The 19,228-nt window shown below is 70.9% G+C and carries 14 protein-coding genes; 9 read left to right on the forward strand and 5 right to left on the reverse strand.

The window, feature by feature from the left end:
• Positions 1–13 precede the first annotated feature (13 nt).
• The 8 genes from TNCT6_RS08050 (at position 14) to TNCT6_RS08085 (ending at position 10,729) form a co-directional block, all read left to right on the forward strand.
• Positions 14–3,916, forward strand: a complete 3,903-nt coding sequence (locus TNCT6_RS08050) for a nitrate- and nitrite sensing domain-containing protein (RefSeq protein WP_141358023.1) — start codon at positions 14–16, stop codon at positions 3,914–3,916.
• 9 nt (positions 3,917–3,925) lie between these two features.
• On the forward strand, positions 3,926–4,339 hold the full coding sequence (locus tag TNCT6_RS08055; RefSeq protein WP_018544706.1) for a roadblock/LC7 domain-containing protein: 414 nt from the start codon (positions 3,926–3,928) through the stop codon (positions 4,337–4,339).
• A 111-nt stretch (positions 4,340–4,450) separates the two neighbouring features.
• Positions 4,451–4,849, forward strand: a complete 399-nt coding sequence (locus TNCT6_RS08060; protein WP_141358025.1) for a DUF742 domain-containing protein — start codon at positions 4,451–4,453, stop codon at positions 4,847–4,849.
• Positions 4,830–5,405, forward strand: coding sequence for an ATP/GTP-binding protein (locus TNCT6_RS08065; protein ID WP_100572092.1), 576 nt, complete (start codon positions 4,830–4,832; stop codon positions 5,403–5,405). Before TNCT6_RS08060 ends, TNCT6_RS08065 begins: the two co-directional genes overlap by 20 nt.
• A gap of 405 nt (positions 5,406–5,810) precedes the next feature.
• Positions 5,811–9,074, forward strand: coding sequence for a nitrate- and nitrite sensing domain-containing protein (locus tag TNCT6_RS08070; RefSeq protein ID WP_172632829.1), 3,264 nt, complete (start codon positions 5,811–5,813; stop codon positions 9,072–9,074).
• Between the two features lie 10 nt (positions 9,075–9,084).
• The gene (locus tag TNCT6_RS08075; RefSeq protein ID WP_055493648.1) at positions 9,085–9,498 is read left to right on the forward strand and encodes a roadblock/LC7 domain-containing protein; all 414 of its coding nucleotides are present in this window, start codon (positions 9,085–9,087) and stop codon (positions 9,496–9,498) included.
• 96 nt (positions 9,499–9,594) lie between these two features.
• Entirely contained in the window at positions 9,595–10,167 is a 573-nt protein-coding gene (locus tag TNCT6_RS08080; protein WP_141358029.1) for a DUF742 domain-containing protein, read from the forward strand.
• A complete protein-coding gene (locus TNCT6_RS08085) occupies positions 10,148–10,729 on the forward strand; it encodes an ATP/GTP-binding protein (protein ID WP_100572095.1) in 582 nt (193 codons plus the stop codon). Before TNCT6_RS08080 ends, TNCT6_RS08085 begins: the two co-directional genes overlap by 20 nt.
• 160 nt (positions 10,730–10,889) lie before the next feature.
• Here the strand turns inward: TNCT6_RS08085 and TNCT6_RS08090 are convergent, their stop codons facing one another.
• The 3 genes from TNCT6_RS08090 to TNCT6_RS08100 form a co-directional block, all read right to left on the reverse strand.
• Positions 10,890–11,087, reverse strand: coding sequence for an acyl-CoA carboxylase subunit epsilon (locus TNCT6_RS08090; protein ID WP_141358031.1), 198 nt, complete (start codon positions 11,085–11,087; stop codon positions 10,890–10,892).
• Positions 11,088–11,144: 57 nt separating this feature from the next.
• Positions 11,145–12,728 (reverse strand): acyl-CoA carboxylase subunit beta, encoded by a 1,584-nt coding sequence (locus tag TNCT6_RS08095; protein ID WP_141358034.1) that lies wholly within the window; start codon positions 12,726–12,728, stop codon positions 11,145–11,147.
• Between the two features lie 276 nt (positions 12,729–13,004).
• Positions 13,005–13,529: a hypothetical protein gene (locus tag TNCT6_RS08100; protein WP_141358036.1), complete on the reverse strand. Its 525-nt coding sequence runs from the start codon at positions 13,527–13,529 to the stop codon at positions 13,005–13,007.
• A gap of 259 nt (positions 13,530–13,788) precedes the next feature.
• Between TNCT6_RS08100 and TNCT6_RS08105 the strand changes: the two genes are divergently transcribed.
• Positions 13,789–14,397 (forward strand): YceI family protein, encoded by a 609-nt coding sequence (locus TNCT6_RS08105; RefSeq protein ID WP_141358038.1) that lies wholly within the window; start codon positions 13,789–13,791, stop codon positions 14,395–14,397.
• Positions 14,398–14,404: 7 nt separating this feature from the next.
• Here the strand turns inward: TNCT6_RS08105 and TNCT6_RS08110 are convergent, their stop codons facing one another.
• Positions 14,405–15,916, reverse strand: coding sequence for a hypothetical protein (locus TNCT6_RS08110; RefSeq protein WP_253266053.1), 1,512 nt, complete (start codon positions 15,914–15,916; stop codon positions 14,405–14,407).
• Between the two features lie 104 nt (positions 15,917–16,020).
• Positions 16,021–19,047: a glycoside hydrolase family 3 N-terminal domain-containing protein gene (locus TNCT6_RS08115; RefSeq protein ID WP_141358040.1), complete on the reverse strand. Its 3,027-nt coding sequence runs from the start codon at positions 19,045–19,047 to the stop codon at positions 16,021–16,023.
• Positions 19,048–19,228 lie beyond the last annotated feature (181 nt).

Genomic DNA, 19,228 nt, shown 5'->3' on the forward strand with positions numbered 1-19,228 from the left:
GGTTGCGACGCTAGTGCAGGGACGTTTCAAGAGGGATGGCAGCGCTTCGGCGGAGCCGGAGCCGCACGGCGGGACTGGCCCCATGGCCGTCAGCTCCTCGCCCCAGCACGCCCAGAACCCGGCCCCGGCCGGCGACGGCGCAGAGCGCCCCGGACGCTCGGGCACGACCGGCCCGGCGGGTGCGTCGGCGTCGTCGAGCCAGGCTCCGGCGGCCAAGAAGACCGGGAGCCAGGGGCCGTCGGGCCCCGGCTCGCGCATGGCCCTGCGCAACTGGCGCATCTCCACGCGACTGGTGTCGCTGCTCGCCCTGCCCGTGGTCGCCGCGACCTCGCTCGGCGGGATGCGTATCAGCCAGAGCATGGACGACATCCAGCAGCTCGACAACATGAAGCTGCTGACGGAGATGACCAAGCAGGCCACCGAACTGGCCGCCGCGCTCCAGGAGGAGCGCGACCAGTCCGCCGGCCCGCTGGCGCAGCGCTCCAGCGCGGCCGCCATCACCATCAAGGGCTACCGGGACCGGACCGACCGGGCCCGGGACAACTTCGTCTCCGCGTCCGAGGAGATCGACGCCGCCAGCAAGGACGGCAACCTCCTCGGTGTCCGCGACACCCTCGTCGGCCTGGCGAGCGACCTCAACGGCCTCACCAAGATCCGCAAGGACGCGTACCAGTCCGAGGAGAACTCGGCCCGGACGGTCGAGAGCTACCACCGGCTCATCACCGAGCTGCTCGCCCTCTCCCAGGACATGGCCGAGGCGACCAGCAACCCGCAGATGATCCAGCGGACGCGTGCGCTGGCCGCCTTCTCCTCCGCCAAGGAGTACGCGTCCGTCCAGCGCGCCGTCATCGCCGCCGCGCTGCCGGCCAACAACACCAGCGCCGGCAAGCTCTCGGAGAACGACCGCCTCTACGCCCAGCAGGCGCTGGAGAGCCAGACCTCCGACCTCAACAGCTTCCGCAACATCTACGGGGAGGGCTCCGAGGAGCTCATCAAGCCCATCGAAGAGGGCAACCCGACGATCCTGTCCGCGGACACCTACGCCAAGCGCGTCCTGGACAACCCCGAGGGCCTGAAGCAGGCGAACAAGCGCTCCTACCGCGACTGGGTCGACGACAGCTCCACCAAGATCCAGCAGATGAAGAACATCGAGCACACGCTGCTCGAGGAGATGGAGCAGAAGGCCCGCGAGCTGCGCAGCGCCACCGAGTACGACGCCATCGTCTCCGGTGCGCTGATCCTGCTCGTGCTCGGCGTGTCGCTGGTCGGCGCCTTCGTCGTGGCCCGCTCCATGATCCGCTCGCTGCACCGGCTCCAGGAGACCGCCACCAAGGTCGCCCAGGACCGTCTGCCCGAGCTGGTCCGGCAGCTGTCCGAGTCCGACCCGCAGGACGTGGACACGTCCGTGGAGTCGGTCGGTGTGCACTCCCGGGACGAGATCGGCCAGGTGGCCGCGGCCTTCGACGACGTGCACCGCGAGGCGGTCCGCCTCGCCGCCGAGCAGGCCCTGCTGCGGGGCAACGTCAACGCGATGTTCACCAACCTCTCGCGCCGCTCCCAGGGTCTGATCCAGCGCCAGCTGTCGCTGATCTCCGAACTCGAGTCCCGCGAGGCCGACCCGGACCAGCTGTCCTCGCTGTTCAAGCTCGACCACCTCGCCACGCGCATGCGCCGTAACGGTGAGAACCTCCTCGTCCTCGCTGGTGAGGAGCCCGGCCGCCGCTGGACCCGTCCGGTCCCGCTGGTCGACGTGCTCCGCGCCGCCGCGTCCGAGGTGGAGCAGTACGAGCGCATCGAGCTGGCCTCGGTGCCCGGCACCGAGGTCGCCGGCCGGGTCGTCAACGACCTCGTGCACCTGCTCGCCGAGCTGTTGGAGAACGCGACCTCGTTCTCCTCGCCGCAGACCAAGGTCAAGGTCACCGGTCACGCGCTGCCCGACGGGCGGGTGCTGATCGAGATCCACGACACCGGTATCGGTCTGTCCCCGGAGGACCTCGCCGCGATCAACGAGCGGCTCGCCTCGCCGCCCACCGTGGACGTGTCGGTCTCCCGCCGCATGGGCCTCTTCGTGGTCGGTCGTCTGTCCCAGCGCCACGGCATCCGCATCCAGCTGCGCCCCTCCGACTCCGGTGGTACGACCGCTCTGGTCATGCTGCCCGTCGACGTCGCCCAGGGCGGCAAGAAGCCGGGCGCTGGCAAGCCCGGCGGCCCGTCCGCGGGCGGTCCGGCCGCCGCGGCTGCCGCCGCCGGCGCCGCAGCGGCTCGCCGGCAGGGCGGTCAGCAGGGCGGCGGAGCCCTCGGCGCGGGCGGTCAGCAGGGCGGGGCCGGCCGGCTCGGTCCCGGAGCCGCTCCGCGCGGCCAGGTCGGCGGCGGCCAGGGTCCGCGGGCCGCGCTGCCCGGCGCCGGCCGCCAGGGCGGTCCGAACGGACCGCGTGGCCAGCAGGGTCCGGGGCAGCCGCAGCAGGGCCGCCCGGCCGCTTCGGGCATGGCCGGCGGCTTCGGCGGCCAGGCACCCGGCGGGCCGCAGGGTCCCGGTGCGGGCGCTCCGCAGGGCTTCGGCGACGGCCGGCACCCGGCCGCCTCGCAGGGCTTCGGCGACGGACGCCGCCAGGACGCCTTCGGCGGCCCACGCGGCGGCGTTCCCCCGCAGCGCGGAAACGGCGCGGAGACGGGCCGGCAGCCGCAGTTGCCGCCGCGCGGTGGCCCGCGCGCCGAACTGCCGGGCGGCAACGGGCCGTCCCGTACGCAGGGTTGGGCCGACGAGAACGCTCAGAGCCGGGCCGCTCTGGACGCGCCGCGCGGCCACGACGAGCAGGACCCGTCGCAGACCTCCCGGATGCCGCGGATCGACGACCGGCAGGGACCCGGTTCGACGGCCGAGATGCCTCGCTTCGACGACCACCAGGGACCCGGCTCCGCAGCGGATACCTCGGCGTTTCCCCGCCCCGACTTCAACGCCCCCCACCCGGGTGCCAACGACGCCCAGAACACGGGCGAGTTCGTCCGCTCGGACGTCTACGGTCCGGCCGGGCAGAACAACCCCGCCGACACGGGGCAGTTCGCGGCCCAGCAGGGGTACGACAACGGCTCCACGGGGCAGTTCGCCGCCCAGCAGGGGTACGACAACGGCTCCACCGGCCAGTTCGCCGCCCAGCAAGGATACGACAACGGCTCCACCGGCCAGTTCGCCGCCCAGCAGGGATACGACAACGGCTCCACCGGCCAGTTCGCCGCCCAGCAGGGATACGACAACGGCTCCACCGGCCAGTTCGCGCAGCCCGGACACGACAACGGTGCGCCCGGCCGCAACGCCCACCCGGGCGGCGCCGCCGACTTCGGCGGCCTGCGCGGTCCGGCCGCCCAGCGGCCCCAGCAGCGTCCCGGCCGCCCGGAACCGGGCAACGCGGGTGCCCCGCAGCATCGGCCGGACGACGCCTGGGCCCTGCCGCCGGCCCCGAGCCCCGGCGACGGCCGTACCCCGCTGTACGACACCCTGGAGACCAACTGGTTCCGCGGTGGGCAGCAGCAGGGCGGCGAACCGGCTCCGGCCTCGCCGCAGCAGCCGCAGCAGCCGCAGCAGCCGCAGCCGCAGACTCCTGCGGCCCCCCAGCGTCCCGCCGCCTCCGCCTGGCGCACCTCGCCGAACGACGACCTCGTACGGCAGGCCGAGCGTGTCAGGCAACCGGCTGCGGGCGGTGTCACCACCTCCGGCCTGCCGCGCCGGGTGCCCCGGGCCAACCTCGTCCCGGGCACGGCTCAGCAGCAACAGCACCAGAGCGGTCCGCAGGTCTCGCGTTCGCCCGACGACGTACGCGGCCGGCTGACCAATCTCCGTCGGGGCATCGCACAGGGCCGTCAGGCCGGCACAGGTCAGACGGGCAGTTTCCCCAGCCCCACTCACCAGCAGGAGCGTTAGTTGAGTCCGATGAGCCAGGCGGCACAGAACCTGAACTGGTTGATCACCAACTTCGTGGACAACACCCCCGGGGTGTCCCACACCGTCGTGGTGTCCGCCGACGGACTCCTACTGGCGATGTCCGAAGGCTTCCCCCGCGACCGCGCCGACCAGCTCGCGGCCGTGGCATCCGGTCTGACCTCGCTGACCGCGGGGGCCTCCCGGATCTTCGAGGGCGGCAGCGTCTCGCAGACGGTCGTCGAGATGGAGCGCGGCTTCCTCTTCCTGATGTCCGTCTCCGACGGGTCGTCCCTGGCGGTACTGGCCCACCCGGAGTGCGACATCGGCCTCGTCGGCTACGAAATGGCGCTGCTCGTCGACCGCGCGGGGGCGGTCCTCACACCCGACCTGCGCGCCGAACTACAGGGCAGTCTGCTGCACTGACCGGCTCCGGCACCATCCACCTCACCAAATCACCGTCCGGCCGCCACAATCCCCCCACCGGCCCCGTCAGACGGCTTGACTGACCGACTTGCTGTCCCGCCCGGAGGATTCATGACCCCGCCCCCCGCCTCTCATGATCCGTACGCTGAGCCGTACGGGGATGAGGGCGACCAGCCGCTGGTACGTCCCTATGCGATGACCGGCGGCCGGACCCGGCCGCGCTACCAGCTCGCCATCGAGGCACTGATCAGTACGACGGCCGATCCGGCAGCGCTGATGGGACTGCTCCCGGAGCACCAGCGGATCTGCCACCTGTGCCGCGAGGTGAAATCCGTGGCCGAGGTCTCGGCTCTCCTCGCCATGCCGCTGGGCGTGGCCAGGATCCTCGTAGCGGACCTCGCGGAGGCCGGCCTGGTGGCCATCCACCAGCCGGGCGGGGACGAGAACAACGGTGGCGCACCGGATGTGACGCTGCTCGAAAGGGTGCTCAGTGGACTTCGCAAGCTCTGACGGGGGCCGGGCGACCACCTCCGCGAAGATCGTGGTGGCGGGTGGCTTCGGCGTGGGCAAGACCACGTTCGTGGGTGCCGTCTCGGAGATCAACCCGCTGCGCACGGAGGCCGTGATGACGTCCGCTTCGGCGGGCATCGACGACCTCACCCACACCGGGGACAAGACCACCACCACGGTGGCCATGGACTTCGGCCGCATCACACTCGACCAGGACCTGATCCTCTACCTGTTCGGCACCCCCGGCCAGGACCGCTTCTGGTTCATGTGGGACGACCTCGTCCGCGGCGCCATCGGCGCCATCGTGCTCGTCGACACCCGCAGGCTCGCCGACTGCTTCCCCGCCGTCGACTACTTCGAGAACAGCGGACTGCCCTTCGTCATCGCCCTCAACGGCTTCGACGGCCAGCAGCCCTACAACCCCGACGAGGTCCGCGAAGCACTCCAGATCGGCCCCGACGCCCCCATCATCACCACCGACGCCCGCCACCGCGCCGACGCCAAATCCGCCCTCATCACCCTGGTGGAACACGCCCTCATGGCCCGGCTGAGGTAGCCGAGGCACCATGAGTAGCCCTCAAGTCGGCAGCGCCATACGGCGGTTGTCGTAGATGCACCGGAGCCGGCTGTGCCTTTTGACACGGTCGGCCCCGGTGTTCATAACGTTTCGGCAGAGGAATCGCGTGGTATGGCCACGCGTCGCGCACATACGGTGCCGCTGTGCGCACATTCCCCCGGTTTTTTGCCGGGGCTAGTTGTTTATGACCGTTTTATGTGGGACGTGCGTCACGTGGAACCACCCGTTTCCACTGTTTGGAAGAGCGCATGTCGACGTGCTGGAATGCCTGAACTACCCAATGGTCAAAGACGTACTCACCGGTAGTGGGCCGCCTATGGCGGACAGGGTTCTGAGACATTGCGGCACAACGTAGGTGCCGACCGCCGAGAGGTTGTTGGTCGAGTGAGGCGAAGCAAGAACGGCCCCGAGCCGTCGGCCCGGGGCAATTTCACCCCGCCGCCGCGCGGTGCGGCGCCCGCGCACGTGCCCGGTTCGGAGCCGACGGCCGCGCCCACCGCGAGCGGTGGCCGATTCTCCCCGCGCAACTGGCGGGTGCCGACCCGGCTGAACGCCATCCTGCTCCTGCCCGTGCTGGTGGGCCTGGTCATGGGCGGTTTCCAGGTCAACAGCTCGATCAACACGTGGCAGGACGCGCAGGACGCCGAGCACACCGCTCGCCTGGTGCAGGCCTCGCTGGCCTACGCCGACGCCCTCTATCACGAGCGCGACGTCAGCGCGGCCCCCCTGCTCCAGGGCAAGGGCCAGAACGACCCGACCGTCGCCGAGGCCCGCGGGGTCACCGACAAGGCCGCCGACGCCTTCGACCAGGCCGCGCAGTCCATGCCGCACAAGGCCGGTCTGGATCGCCGGCTCAAGCTGTTCCGCGACGCCGAGCCCGAGTTGCAGAAGCTGCGTGCCGCGGCGTTCACCTCCAAGCTGCCCGGCGTGCAGACCGAGGAGGGCTACGTCAAGGTCGCCCACCCGCTGATGGAGTTCGCCAACGAACTCGGCCTGGGCACCGGCAACATCACCTCCTACGGCCGTACCGTCTACGCCATCTCGCTGACCAAGGCCGCGCTGTCGCTGGAGCGCTCGATCGGCATGCACCTGCTGATCAAGCCCGGCCCCGACGCCGCCGGCCTGGCCGGCCAGCGCGTCGCCCTGTCCTCCTACGCCTACCTCGAGGGCATCGCCGTCGAGGAGTACATCGGCGGCGGCACCCAGGAGGACGCGGACAAGCTGGACGCGCTGAAGAAGGAGATCCAGGCCAACGCGGCGACCATGGCCCAGCAGGCAAAGGCCAAGGACCCGAACTACGTGGCTCCGCCGCAGGACCCGACCCAGATGGTCACGGCGCTGGCCACGCTGGGCAGCACGGACCCGGCCGAGCGCGCGGCCCTGGCGCAGCAGGGCATCACGCCCGAGAACTGGTGGGCGGTCAACACCCTCAAGTTCGACGCCTACCGCCAGATCGAGTCGGACATGGCCGACACGGCGGTGAACGAGGCGGCCTCGATCGCCGACAACGCCAAGCAGTCGACGTTCATCACCGGCGCGATCGTCCTGGTCGCCCTGCTCGCCGCCTTCATCCTGGCCGGTCTGGTGGCCCGCCAGATGAGCCGCTCGATGCGCCGGCTGCGCAACGCCGCCTTCGGCATCGCCGAGCAGCGCCTGCCGATGCTGGTCGACCAGCTCTCGCGCACCGACCCCGGCCGCGTCGACACCCGGGTCACTCCGATCCCGATCACCTCGACCGACGAGATCGGCGAGGTCGCCCGCGCCTTCGACCAGGTGCACCGCGAGGCCGTCCGGCTCGCCTCCGAACAGGCCCTGCTGCGGGGCAACATCAACGCGATCTTCACCAACCTCTCGCGCCGCAACCAGTCGCTGATCGAGGGCCAGCTGACCCTGATCACCGACCTGGAGAACAACGAGGCCGACCCGGACCAGTTGGAGAACCTCTTCCGCCTGGACCACCTGGCGACCCGTATGCGCCGCAACGGCGAGAACCTCCTCGTCCTCGCCGGCGAGGAGCCCGGCCGCCGCTGGGACCAGCCGGTCCCGCTGGTCGACGTGCTGCGCGCCGCCTCCTCCGAGGTGGAGCAGTACGAGCGCATCGAGCTGTCCGGCGTGCCCACGGCCGAGATCCACGGCCGCGCCGTGACCGACCTCGTGCACCTGCTGGCCGAGCTGCTGGAGAACGCCACCACGTTCTCCTCGCCGCAGACCAAGGTCCGGGTCACCGCGACCCGGCTGCCCGACGGCCGGATCATGATCGAGATCCACGACAAGGGCATCGGCCTGACCGCCGAGGACTTCGCGGACATCAACCACAAGCTGGCCAACCCGCCCACGGTGGACGCCGCGATCTCCCAGCGCATGGGTCTGTTCGTGGTCGGCCGCCTCGCCGACCGGCACGGCGTCCGCGTCCAGCTGCGCCCCTCCGGTGAGCAGGCCGGCACCACCTCGCTGGTCATGCTGCCGGACGCGATCACCCACGGCGGTGGCGGCGAGCAGGCGCTGGACCGCGACGACTTCACCGTGTCGCAGATCATCCCGGAACAGGAGTTCCAGGGCGAGAACTTCGGTGCTCCCCAGCCGATGCTCACTGCCGCGGAGCTCGGCTTCGACGACAGCCGGTACGCCGACGCCCCGGACGGGTCCCGGGAGTTGGACCCCGTCGGCCGCTCCCTCAAGCGCGAGGAGCGCCGCGCCGCCCTGGAGGCCCAGACGCACGACCGGTCGGCGGGCCCGGAGACGGCCGAGCCGGCCGGGTACCCCGACGAGCACACCGGGCAGCAACCGCAGTACGACACCGGGCAGTTGCCCTTCCCGGAGCAGGGCGGGTACGACCCGCAGACGGCGTACGAGGAACCGCAGCACTCTGCGTACGACCAGCAGCAGACGGCGTACGACGAGCAGGGCCGGCCTGCGTACGACGAGGGGTACTACGCGCCGAACGGCGGTACGCCGCAGGGCGATGCCTACTCGTCCAACGGCGGCTACCCCGACCCCGGCTATGCGGAGCCCGGGCAGCAGGAGCCCGCGTCGGCGCACGCCGCGGCGCCGGAGGCGTTCGCCGGCTTCCAGGAGCAGTCCTACCAGGACGACTGGCCGCAGCCGGACGGGTACCGGAACGGCTACCCGGACCAGTACGCTCCGGAAGCGGAATCCTCGCAGGCCGCTGACGTGACCGAGGCGGACCGCGTAGGCTTCGAGCGTCCGGGACCGGCCCCTTCCGCCGTCCACGAGCTGACCGACGCCGGGCTGCCCCGCCGCGGATCGGTCGCGAGCGGTTCGAACGGCGCGGAGCCCCTGGACCAGGAAGCACCGACCCATACTCCGGAGAGCGACGGCGACGCCTGGCGTTCGGCGAACGACAAGCGCTGGCAGCAGGCCTCGCAGCTCCGCAAGCCCAAGGCAGGCGGAGTGACCTCCTCCGGGCTGCCGCGGCGTGTGCCCAAGGCCAACCTGGTCGAAGGCACCGCGGAATCAACCCCGCAGGGAGGCCCACAGGTCTCCCGCGCCCCCGAGGACATCCGGGGCAGGCTGAGCAACCTGCGCCGGGGCGTCCAACGGGGACGCAGCGCAGGAATTGACAAGAACGGCCAGGCCACAAGGAATGAACACAGTGGTCCTGACAGCACCTACCACCAGGAGCGTTAGTGTGAGCCCGATGAGCCAGGCGGCGCAGAACCTGAACTGGTTGATCACCAACTTCGTGGACAACACCCCCGGGGTGTCCCACACCGTGGTGGTCTCCGCCGACGGACTCCTTCTGGCGATGTCCGAAGGCTTCCCCCGCGACCGCGCCGACCAGCTCGCGGCCGTCGCCTCCGGTCTGACCTCGCTGACCGCCGGTGCCTCGCGCATCTTCGAGGGCGGCAGCGTGAACCAGACGGTTGTGGAGATGGAGCGGGGATTCCTCTTCATCATGTCCATTTCCGACGGTTCCTCACTCGCGGTCCTCGCACACCCCGATGCGGACATCGGCCTCATCGGGTACGAGATGGCCCTTCTGGTGGACCGTGCGGGCACGGTCCTGACGCCGGATCTCCGTGCGGAACTCCAGGGGAGCCTTCTCAACTAACAGACAGCCGGTGCGTTTTGGCGTCCCGGGGCCGTAAGGTTTCGGGACGCGGCTTCCACCCGTTGGATGCCCGGCACAGTCGGAGGAGGAGAGAACGTGGCAACACCCCCAGGCGGTTCGTCTTCGGGCAACTGGTCGTACGGCCCTGCCCAGGGCCCGCACGACGGCTCGGCGAATCCGTACGGCTTCCCCTCCACCCCCCACCACCGGCAGCCATACGCGCCGCAGGGCCCCGGTCCGTCACCGTACGACCAGCCGCCCGCGCCGCGCATCCAGCCGGTCCAGCCGCAGCGACGCACCCCTGAACCGGCGCCCGCGGGGGCGTCGAACAACCCCCTGGTGCGCCCGTACGCCATGACGGGCGGCCGCACCAGGCCGCGGTACCAGCTCGCCATAGAGGCACTGGTGCACACCACCGCGCAGCCGCACCAGATGCAGGGCCAGCTGCCCGAACATCAGCGGATCTGCCATTTGTGCCGCGAGATCAAATCGGTGGCCGAGATCTCGGCCCTGCTTTCGATCCCTCTCGGCGTGGCCAGGATCCTCGTCGCCGACTTGGCGGAGGCGGGCCTGGTCGCCATCCATCAGCCCGGCGGCGACGAGAACGCCGGTGGCCAGCCAGACGTGACACTGCTCGAAAGGGTGCTCAGTGGACTTCGCAAGCTCTAGCGGCGGTCCTTCCCGCTCCACCACCTCCGCGAAGATCGTGGTGGCGGGCGGCTTCGGCGTGGGCAAGACCACGTTCGTCGGCGCCGTCTCGGAGATCAACCCGCTGCGCACGGAGGCCGTGATGACGTCCGCTTCGGCGGGCATCGACGACCTCACCCACACCGGGGACAAGACCACCACCACGGTGGCCATGGACTTCGGCCGCATCACACTCGACCAGGACCTGATCCTCTACCTGTTCGGCACCCCCGGCCAGGACCGCTTCTGGTTCATGTGGGACGACCTCGTCCGCGGCGCCATCGGCGCCATCGTGCTCGTCGACACCCGCAGGCTCGCCGACTGCTTCCCCGCCGTCGACTACTTCGAGAACAGCGGACTGCCCTTCGTCATCGCCCTCAACGGCTTCGACGGCCAGCAGCCCTACAACCCCGACGAGGTCCGCGAAGCACTCCAGATCGGCCCCGACGCCCCCATCATCACCACCGACGCCCGCCACCGCGCCGACGCCAAATCCGCCCTCATCACCCTGGTGGAACACGCCCTCATGGCCCGGCTCCGCTAGCACTCGGGACGAACGGGCAGGCGGCCCTCCCCCATGGGGAGGGCCGCCTGTTCTCTGCCGGCGCATGGGCCCGGCCACAGCACGGGTACGACGGAAGAGGGCCCCTCCAAGCGGAGGGGCCCTCTTCCGTCGTGGGCGGCCGGCTCTACCGGCGGCCGGCCTAGCCGTGCCAGCTGTGCGGGGCGCGGAAGCCGTTCTCGCGCTCCAGCCGGCGCCAGGCGGCCTTGGCGCGGCCGCGGTGGGCCGGGGTCGTGTCGGCGGGGCGGGCCGCGGCGCGGGCCAGGAGGATGGCCGTGATGGCGGCGACCTCCTCGGGCTCGGCGTGGCCCTTCTCGACGCGGATCTCTACGTTGTCCATGGGTGTCAGTCTCCGTGGCTGAGGGGTCCGCGGGATGGCCGCGGCACGTCCGCTGGGTTACTGCGGGGGGTTGCCGTGCTTGCGGGAGGGCAGGTCGGCGTGCTTCGCGTGCAGCATCGCCAGGGACTTGACCAGGACCTCGCGGGTGTCCGCCGGGTCGATGACGTCGTCCACCAGGCCGCGCTCGGCCGCGTAGTAGGGGTGCATCAGCTCGGCCTTGTACTCCTTGACCATCTTCTGCCGCATGGCCTCGGGGTCTTCGGCCCCGGCGATCTGACGGCGGAAGATGACGTTGGCCGCGCCCTCGGCGCCCATCACGGCGATCTCATTCGTCGGCCAGGCGTAGGTGATGTCGGCCCCGATCGACTGGCTGTCCATGACGATGTAGGCACCTCCGTACGCCTTGCGCAGGATCAGCGAGATCCTCGGCACGGTGGCGTTGCAGTAGGCGTAGAGCAGCTTGGCGCCGTGCCGGATGATTCCACCGTGCTCCTGGTCGACGCCGGGCAGGAAGCCGGGTACGTCCAGAAGAGTGACGATGGGGATGTTGAAGGCGTCGCACATCTGTACGAAGCGGGCGGCCTTCTCGCTGGCCTCGATGTCCAGGACACCCGCCAGGACCTGGGGCTGGTTGGCGATGATGCCGACGACCTGACCGTCCAGACGGGCCAGAGCGCAGATGATGTTCCGCGCCCAGCGCTCGTGGACCTCCAGGTACTCGCCGTCGTCGACGATCTCCTCGATGACCTTGACCATGTCGTAGGGCCGGTTGCCGTCGGCCGGGACCAGGTCGAGCAGGACCTCGGAGCGGCGGTCGACCGGGTCGGCCGACTCCACCCGCGGCGGGTTCTCCCGGTTGTTCTGCGGGAGCAGGGACAGGAGGTAGCGCACCTCGGCGATGCACGTCTCCTCGTCGTCGTAGGCGAAGTGGCACACACCGGAGGTCTCGGCGTGCACGTCCGCGCCACCCAGGCCGTTCTGGGTGATCTCCTCGCCGGTGACCGCCTTGACCACGTCCGGGCCGGTGATGAACATCTGCGAGGTCTCGCGGACCATGAACACGAAGTCCGTCAGCGCGGGGCTGTAGGCGGCGCCGCCGGCGCACGGGCCGAGCATCACGCTGATCTGCGGGATGACCCCGGAGGCCTTGGTGTTGCGCTGGAAGATGCCGCCGTATCCGGCCAGGGCGGAGACGCCCTCCTGGATCCGGGCGCCGGCGCCGTCGTTGAGGGAGACCAGCGGGGCACCGGCCGCGATGGCCATGTCCATGATCTTGTGGATCTTCGTGGCGTGGGCCTCGCCCAGCGCGCCGCCGAAGATACGGAAGTCGTGGGCGTAGACGAAGACCGTCCGGCCCTCCACCGTGCCCCAGCCGGTGATCACACCGTCGGTGTACGGCTTCTTGGACTCGAGTCCGAAGCCGCTCGCCCGGTGCCGGCGCAGCTGCTCGACCTCCTGGAAGGAGCCCGGGTCCAGGAGCAGTTCGATCCGCTCCCGCGCGGTCAGCTTGCCCTTGGCGTGCTGTGCCGCGGTCGCCTTCTCGCTGGGGCCCGCCACCGCCTGCGCACGGATCCCGTGCAGCTCGGCGACCCGCCCGCGCGCGTCCGCCGGCTCACCCGTCGTCTCTTCCAAAACGGTCATGCAGCGACCTTACGAAGGACACCTGGGAAAGCGGGCCGTCGACTCCGTACAGTCTCCGACCCGTTTTCCTGGTGCCACTGAACAGAACCATGACAGCTTGCAGCCCTTCCAACTGTTCAGAGGGCTTCATCGTTGTGGGGATGCCACAAAGTCACGGCATGGGAGCCTGCTCACATTCGGATCAGGCACATGCCATCGCTGGAGTGACGCGCAGACCCGGACGGCGGTGGGCTCGCACAGAGCGTAGCCGCCGTCCAGGGGCGCGACGGCGGCGGGTCAGCAGCCGCCGCAGTTGTAGTACAGGACGTCCCAGTGGTTGCCCTCGTCGGCGTAGATGTTGCCGGAGCCCGACTGGTACTGGGGGGCGCCGTCGCCGCGCAGGCCGATGTAGGCGAAGTAGTTCTTGATGTAGTTGGTCACGCAGGTGTTCTTGCCGTAGTCGAGCTTGTAGCCGTTCCAGTGGGAGTAGGTGCCGGAGGCGTGACCGGTCTCGGTGCCGCCGGTGACGTTGAGGGCGCAGCCGCTGGCCCGCTTGAGGGTCTGGGCCCCTTGCGCGGTGGCGAGGTTGAGCTGATCGAAGGACGTGCAGGTCGAGACGTTGCGGTCGGAGCAGTTGCCGGACGAGGACCAGGTGATGCCCACGTCACGGAACATCTGGGTGGCGGTGGCGTGGCTGATCTTGGTGGCGGCGGAGGCCTCGGTGGCCGTGCCGATGACCGCGACGCCGGGGGCGACGATCAGGGCGAGGGCGGTGACTGCCGCGCGGGCCTTGGTGAGCTTGCTGACCTTCGTGGTCTTCATTGGGGGAACCTTCCTGCTGTCGGCCGTGCGTCCTGTGGGGCGGCTGTGCAGGTGGTGCAGGGAGATAGTGCCCGAGGTCTACGCGCGTCCGCCAGAGGGCGTCGGCGATTACCGTGCGCGATCCGGCAAACACGCCCCGGATGATGTTGAAAGTCGAACGGAATAGGTCTACTGTCGTAGTCGTCACTTCGTTGAATCTTCAACTTACTCGGCGCTCCGTCTCCGTACCGAGCGACCCGCCATCCTCAAGGAGCACCTCATGGGCATCTTCGGCCGCAAGAACGACACCGCCGGCACCACCGCCGCCCCGGCCGCCGTGAACCCCGACCTGGCCGCGCTCACCGGCGACTACACGATCGACCCGGCCCACTCCACGCTCGGCTTCGTCGCGCGGCACGCCATGGTCACGAACGTCAAGGGCAAGTTCAACGACTTCACCGGCAGCCTGCACCTGGACGGCACCGACCCCGCCGCGTCCACCGCGTCCATCGACGTCAAGATGGACAGCATCGACACGGGCTCCGCGGACCGCGACGGCCACCTGAAGAGCGCGGACTTCTTCAAGACCGAGGAGTTCCCGCAGATGACCTTCCGCTCCACCAAGGCGGAGGCCGTGGGCGGCGACGACTACCGCATCACCGGCGACCTGACCATCCTCGGCGTGACCAAGCAGCTCACCATCGAGCTGGAGTTCAACGGCTCCGCCAAGGACCCGTTCGGCAACGAGCGCGTCGGCTTCGAGGGCAAGGCCGAGATCCTGCGCTCGGAGTGGGGCCTGACCTGGAACGCGGCCCTGGAGACCGGTGGCGTCCTGGTCTCCGACAAGATCAAGCTGAACTTCGACATCTCGGCCGTCAAGAACGTCTGAGCCGGGCTCAGAAGCCGCCCCCGAAGTCGCCGCCTCCCCCGCCGAAGTCGCCTCCCCCGCCGTCACCGAAGCCGCCGCTGAAGTCACCCGGGTCGAAGTCCGCGCCCGACAGGTCGCCGCCCTGGTAGCCGTCGTATGCGCCGAAGTCGCCGTAGCCGGTGCCGTAGTCGGCCGCGTACGACGGTGTGGCCATCATGCTGCCGAGCAGCGTGCCGACCAGGAGGCCGGGCAGGAGGCCGCCGCCGAAGTAGCCGCCCGCCCAGGGACCGTACGCGGGGCCGGCGTCCCAGTAGGGGCGGCGGCCCCAGTCGGTGTCGACCTCGCGGACGTGCGGGTCGCGGCCGTCGGCCAGGCGGGCCTGGTCGGCGGCGCACACCGGGACCTGACGGGACGCCCCTCCCGGGGGCGTCCAGGTGGCGTCGGTCACCGAGGGACCGTGGCGCGGGTCGAAGAAGCAGGGCGGCCGGCGCTCGGGCAGCGGACGGCCCTCGCGCCGCGCGGCGAGCTGGGCGAGCGAGAACCGCCCGTCCTCCAGTGCCTGCGTCACCGCCCGCACGTCCTCCGGCCTGCGGGCGTCGGCCATGTACTGCTTGGCCTGCTCGTAGGCGTCCAGCGCGCGCTCGTAGTCCGCGCGCATGGCGTCGTCCGCGCCGGCCTCCGCCGGATGGAAGTCGAGGCGGTCCAGCTCCTCCCCGAAGGCGGTGATGTCCTCGTCGACGACGACCCGCAGCTTCTCCAGCGCGGCCCGCTGCTCCGCCTCCCGGCGGCTCCTGCCGCGCCGGACCAGGGCGTAGGCGCCCACACCGCCCGCCACCAGGACCGCACCGGCGGTGATCAGTGCCGTGTTCGAGACCGTGCCCCCGTGCCCGGGGCCGCCCCAGGTGGAGGGCGCCGAGCCGCCCATGTTGGCCAGGGCCCGGTTGGTGAAGTCGGTGAGCTGGGTCCGGGCGCTCTCGCCCTGGACGCTGGTGACGAGATTGCTCACGGCGGTGCGCGGCAGCACCGAGGAGTCGGCGCGGGCGTCGAACCGGTCGCCGAGGCGGACGGCGTAGGCGCCGGTGATGCCGGTGGCCGTGCGCAGCTCGGTGAACAGGTTCCGCGTCGGGTAGTTCGCGGGCAGGACGGCGATGAACAGGGGTTTTCCGGCGTCCTTGATCCGCCGGGCGAGCGCGGCGGCGTCGGCGGGCGGCAGCTGGGCGGACGCGGCCGGGTCGACGTAGACCGGACCCTTGCGGAGCGCCTCGGCGATCGCGGAGACGCTGGTGGCCGCCGCGACCCGCGGCACGCCGCCCGGCGCCGGCACCCGGGGCACGCCGTCCGGCAGGACGTTCACGACCGGTGCGTTGGGCGGGACGTTCACGACCGGGGCGGTCACGGTCCGGGTGATGCCGGCCGCCTCCGTCCCGGCGCCCGCCGGTCCCACCGCCGCGACGGAGGCCGGCACCGCCACGGCCACCACGGCGGCCGCGAGTGTGAGCAGCGTGCGGAGAAGAACTCGGGCCGGGGCGACGACCTTCATGCTTCGAAGCTACCCGAAGCCGGACAAAACCGGCTCTCCGGATCGTGGCTGCGCACACGGTGGGGACGTCCCGCGCACCCGCGCGGGACGCCCCCACCAGCCGGTCACGCGGCCGAGTAGGCCTTCGTGAGCTGTTCCACCGCCGCCCCGTACCGTCCGGTCAGCAGCAGGTGATCCGCGTCGGCGAAGGGTTTCGCCACCGCCGCGCTCATCCGCCCGTCCGCCTTCTGCTGGACGATCAGCCGGGCCTTGGTGACCAGCTCGCGGCCCACGGCGTCGGCGCCCACCCGCTCGGCCGCCCGCGCCGCGAGGCCCAGCGCCTTGAGCGTCGCCGTGCCGCCGGCCGGGACGCCGGTGAGCGTGGTCAGGCCCCAGCCGTAGGGGAACTGCGGGTCGTACGCCGTGTCGCCCACGTTGATCGGGAGCTGCTCCTGCGACTTCGGCCAGGTCACCGGGAGCTGCCCGGTGAAGGGCCGGGTGCCGTAGAGCACGTCGGCCACGCCGTCGCCCTCGGTTCCCGGCAGCCAGGAGGCGACGAGGGCATCGATCTTCCCGAGCCGGTCGCCGATGAGCTGCGGGCGCCCGGAGACGACCAGCACCACGCACTTCATGGCCCCGCACACCTTGTCCACGGCGGCCCGGTCGGCGGCCGACAGCTGGAGGTCGTGCCCGTTGCCGACGTCGCCGACGCCCTCGGCGTACGGGGTCTCGCCGACGACGACCACGCCCACGTCGTGACCGGCCGTTGAGGCCGAGGCGTCCTTGGACCAGGTGACGTTCCCGCCCGCCTTGCGCATGGCCTGAAGGATCGTGGTGCCCTGGGTGTGGGTGCCGGAGGCGCCCTGCCAGGTGATGGTCCAGCCGCCGGTCTGGTTGCCGAGGTCGTCGGCGTTGGACCCGGCCACGTAGACCTTCGCCTTCTTCTTCAGCGGCAGCAGGCCGCCCTTGTTCTTCAGCAGCACCTGGGACTCGGCGGCGGCCTGCCTGGCGACGGTGCGGTGCTCGGCGGAGCCGATCCGGGAGGCGCCGGCGGTATCGGCGTAGGGGTGCTCGAAGAGGCCCAGTTCGAACTTCTTGGTGAGGATCCGGGAGACCGCGTCGTCGATCCGCCGGGGGCTGATCCGACCCGCCTTCACCTCGGCGATCAGGGTCGCCCGGAAGTCCTGGTACGCGTACGGCACCATGATCATGTCCACCCCGGCGTTGACCGACGCTCGGACCTGAGCGGCGGCGTCGCCCGGGAGCTGGTCGATGGCGGCCCAGTCGCTGATGACGAAGCCGTCGAAGCCCATGCGGCCCTTGAGTACACCGTTGATCATGTCGCCGCGGGCGTGCATCTTCACCGGGCCCTGCCCGTCGCCGACGACGTCCAGCGAGGAGTACGAGGGCATGACCGAGCCGATGCCGCGGTCCACGGCCGGCCCGTACGGCGCCAGGTGGATGTCCTCCAGCTGCTGCCGGGTGACCCTGGTGACGCCCTGGTCGGTGGTGTAGGTGCCGGTGGTGGAGGAGCCGTACAGAGTGCCGCCGTCGCCGACGAAGTGCTTGGCGGTGGCCAGCACCTTGTCGCCGCGGCTCAGGTCGCGCCCGTCCGCGCGCCCCTGGAGGCCCTGGATGACGGTCTCCATGGATTCGACGAGGGCCGGGTCCTCGCCGAAGGACTCGTAGGAGCGGCCCCAGCGTTCGTCGCGGCTGACGCACAAGCAGGGCGCGAAGTCCCAGTGGATCCCGGTGGCGCGGACCTCGCTCGCCGTCACCGCGCCGGTCTTCTCGGCCAGCCGGGGGTCGCGGCTGGCGCCGATGCCGATGTTGTGCGGCATGATCGTGGCGCCGGCCAGGTTGTTGTGCCCGTGCACCGCGTCGACCCCGTAGATCAGCGGGATCTGGAACCGGGTGGCCCGGGTGCGCAGCTGGAAGTCGTCGATCATCTTCGCCCAGGCCTGGGGGGTGTTGGGCGTGGGGGTCGAACCGCCGCCGGACAGCAGGGAGCCGAGGGCGTGGGCGGCGATGTCGCCCGGCGCGGTCATCGCCCCGCGTTCGGCCTGCGTCATCTGCCCGGCCTTCTCCTCGAGGGACATCCGGGAGAGCAGGTCCGCGACCCGCTTCTTCACCGGCAGCCTGCTGTCGAGGTACGGCAGCCCGTACGCGTCGACGACGATCTGCGGTGTCTCGGCGGGGGGCTTGGCGCCGGTGACGGTGAGCTGGAGCGGGATCGTCCCGGCGGGCCGCGCCGCCTTGGGCTTGAGGGTGGTGACCTTGAGGGTGCGGGAGGTGCCGGAGGCGGTGCCCGCGGGGAAGGTGAGGGTGCCGGAGACCGGGGTGTAGTCCTTGCCGGGCTCGGCGGTGCCGCCGCCGGTGCGGTAGGCGACCGTCACCGGCTCGTCGAGCGGGGCGGAGCCGGTGGTGGCGACGGTGACCTTCACCGCCGCCGTGCCGCCCCCGCCGACCGGGTAGACCGCCGCGTCGGTGGTGACGGAGGCGCGCAGCGACTGGTCGGCCCGGCCGTACAACTGCACGTCGTCCATGGCGAACCTGCCCTTGACGCCGGTCGGCAGGGTGACGGCGTAGCCCCACATCCCGGTGAGACCGAGGACGTGGTCGATGCCGCCGACCGGCTGGTAGTCCGTGCGGTAGGTGAAGTCGGCGAAGGGCAGCTCGATCTGTTTCCAGCCCGTGAAGTCGTCGGTGAAGGAGGTCGTCCACAGCTCGGACGCCTCGCCGTGCGCACCGCCGTCCTTGATCTCGAAGGCGATCTTCCTGCCGTTGTCCTGGCCCTCCCACCAGAACCGGATGCCCTGGTGGGCGGACCAGTCGTGGGCGGGCAGGTCGGCCGCGAAGTCGTGCGTGAAGCCGCCGTAGCCGCTGATGTCGTAGGTACCGGAGAGGACCTTGGCGCCCTCGGGCGCGTCGGAACGGTCGGCGAGCCGCAGGGTGGGCGGATCGTCGCTGTCGCCACCCCAGGTGAAGATGCCCTCGGCGGGCTGGCCGGCGAAGGGCACCTCGCCCTCGAAGCGGTCGATGGACACGGGGGCGGGGGCCGGGTCGTCGGCGTAGTCGGCCGCCCGCGCCGACGCGAACGGGAGCAGGGCGGCGAGCAGACCGGCGGAGACGAGCAGGGCGGTTCTTCGCATGGACGGACCTTCCCTCGGCTCTGGGACTTCCCTGGGCTCATGATTCACTCACGACTTAGATCACGCCTTGAGTGAACTAGCGTCAGCCCGCCGCCGTCAAGACTTCACACTGGACTGGGGAGGGGCCCAACTCCTGGCCGAATACGGGCAGTTACCCGTTCGGCACCTGAACGCGCACCCT

The organism is Streptomyces sp. 6-11-2, assembly GCF_006540305.1.
In the GTDB taxonomy this organism is placed as follows: Bacteria; Actinomycetota; Actinomycetes; order Streptomycetales; family Streptomycetaceae; genus Streptomyces.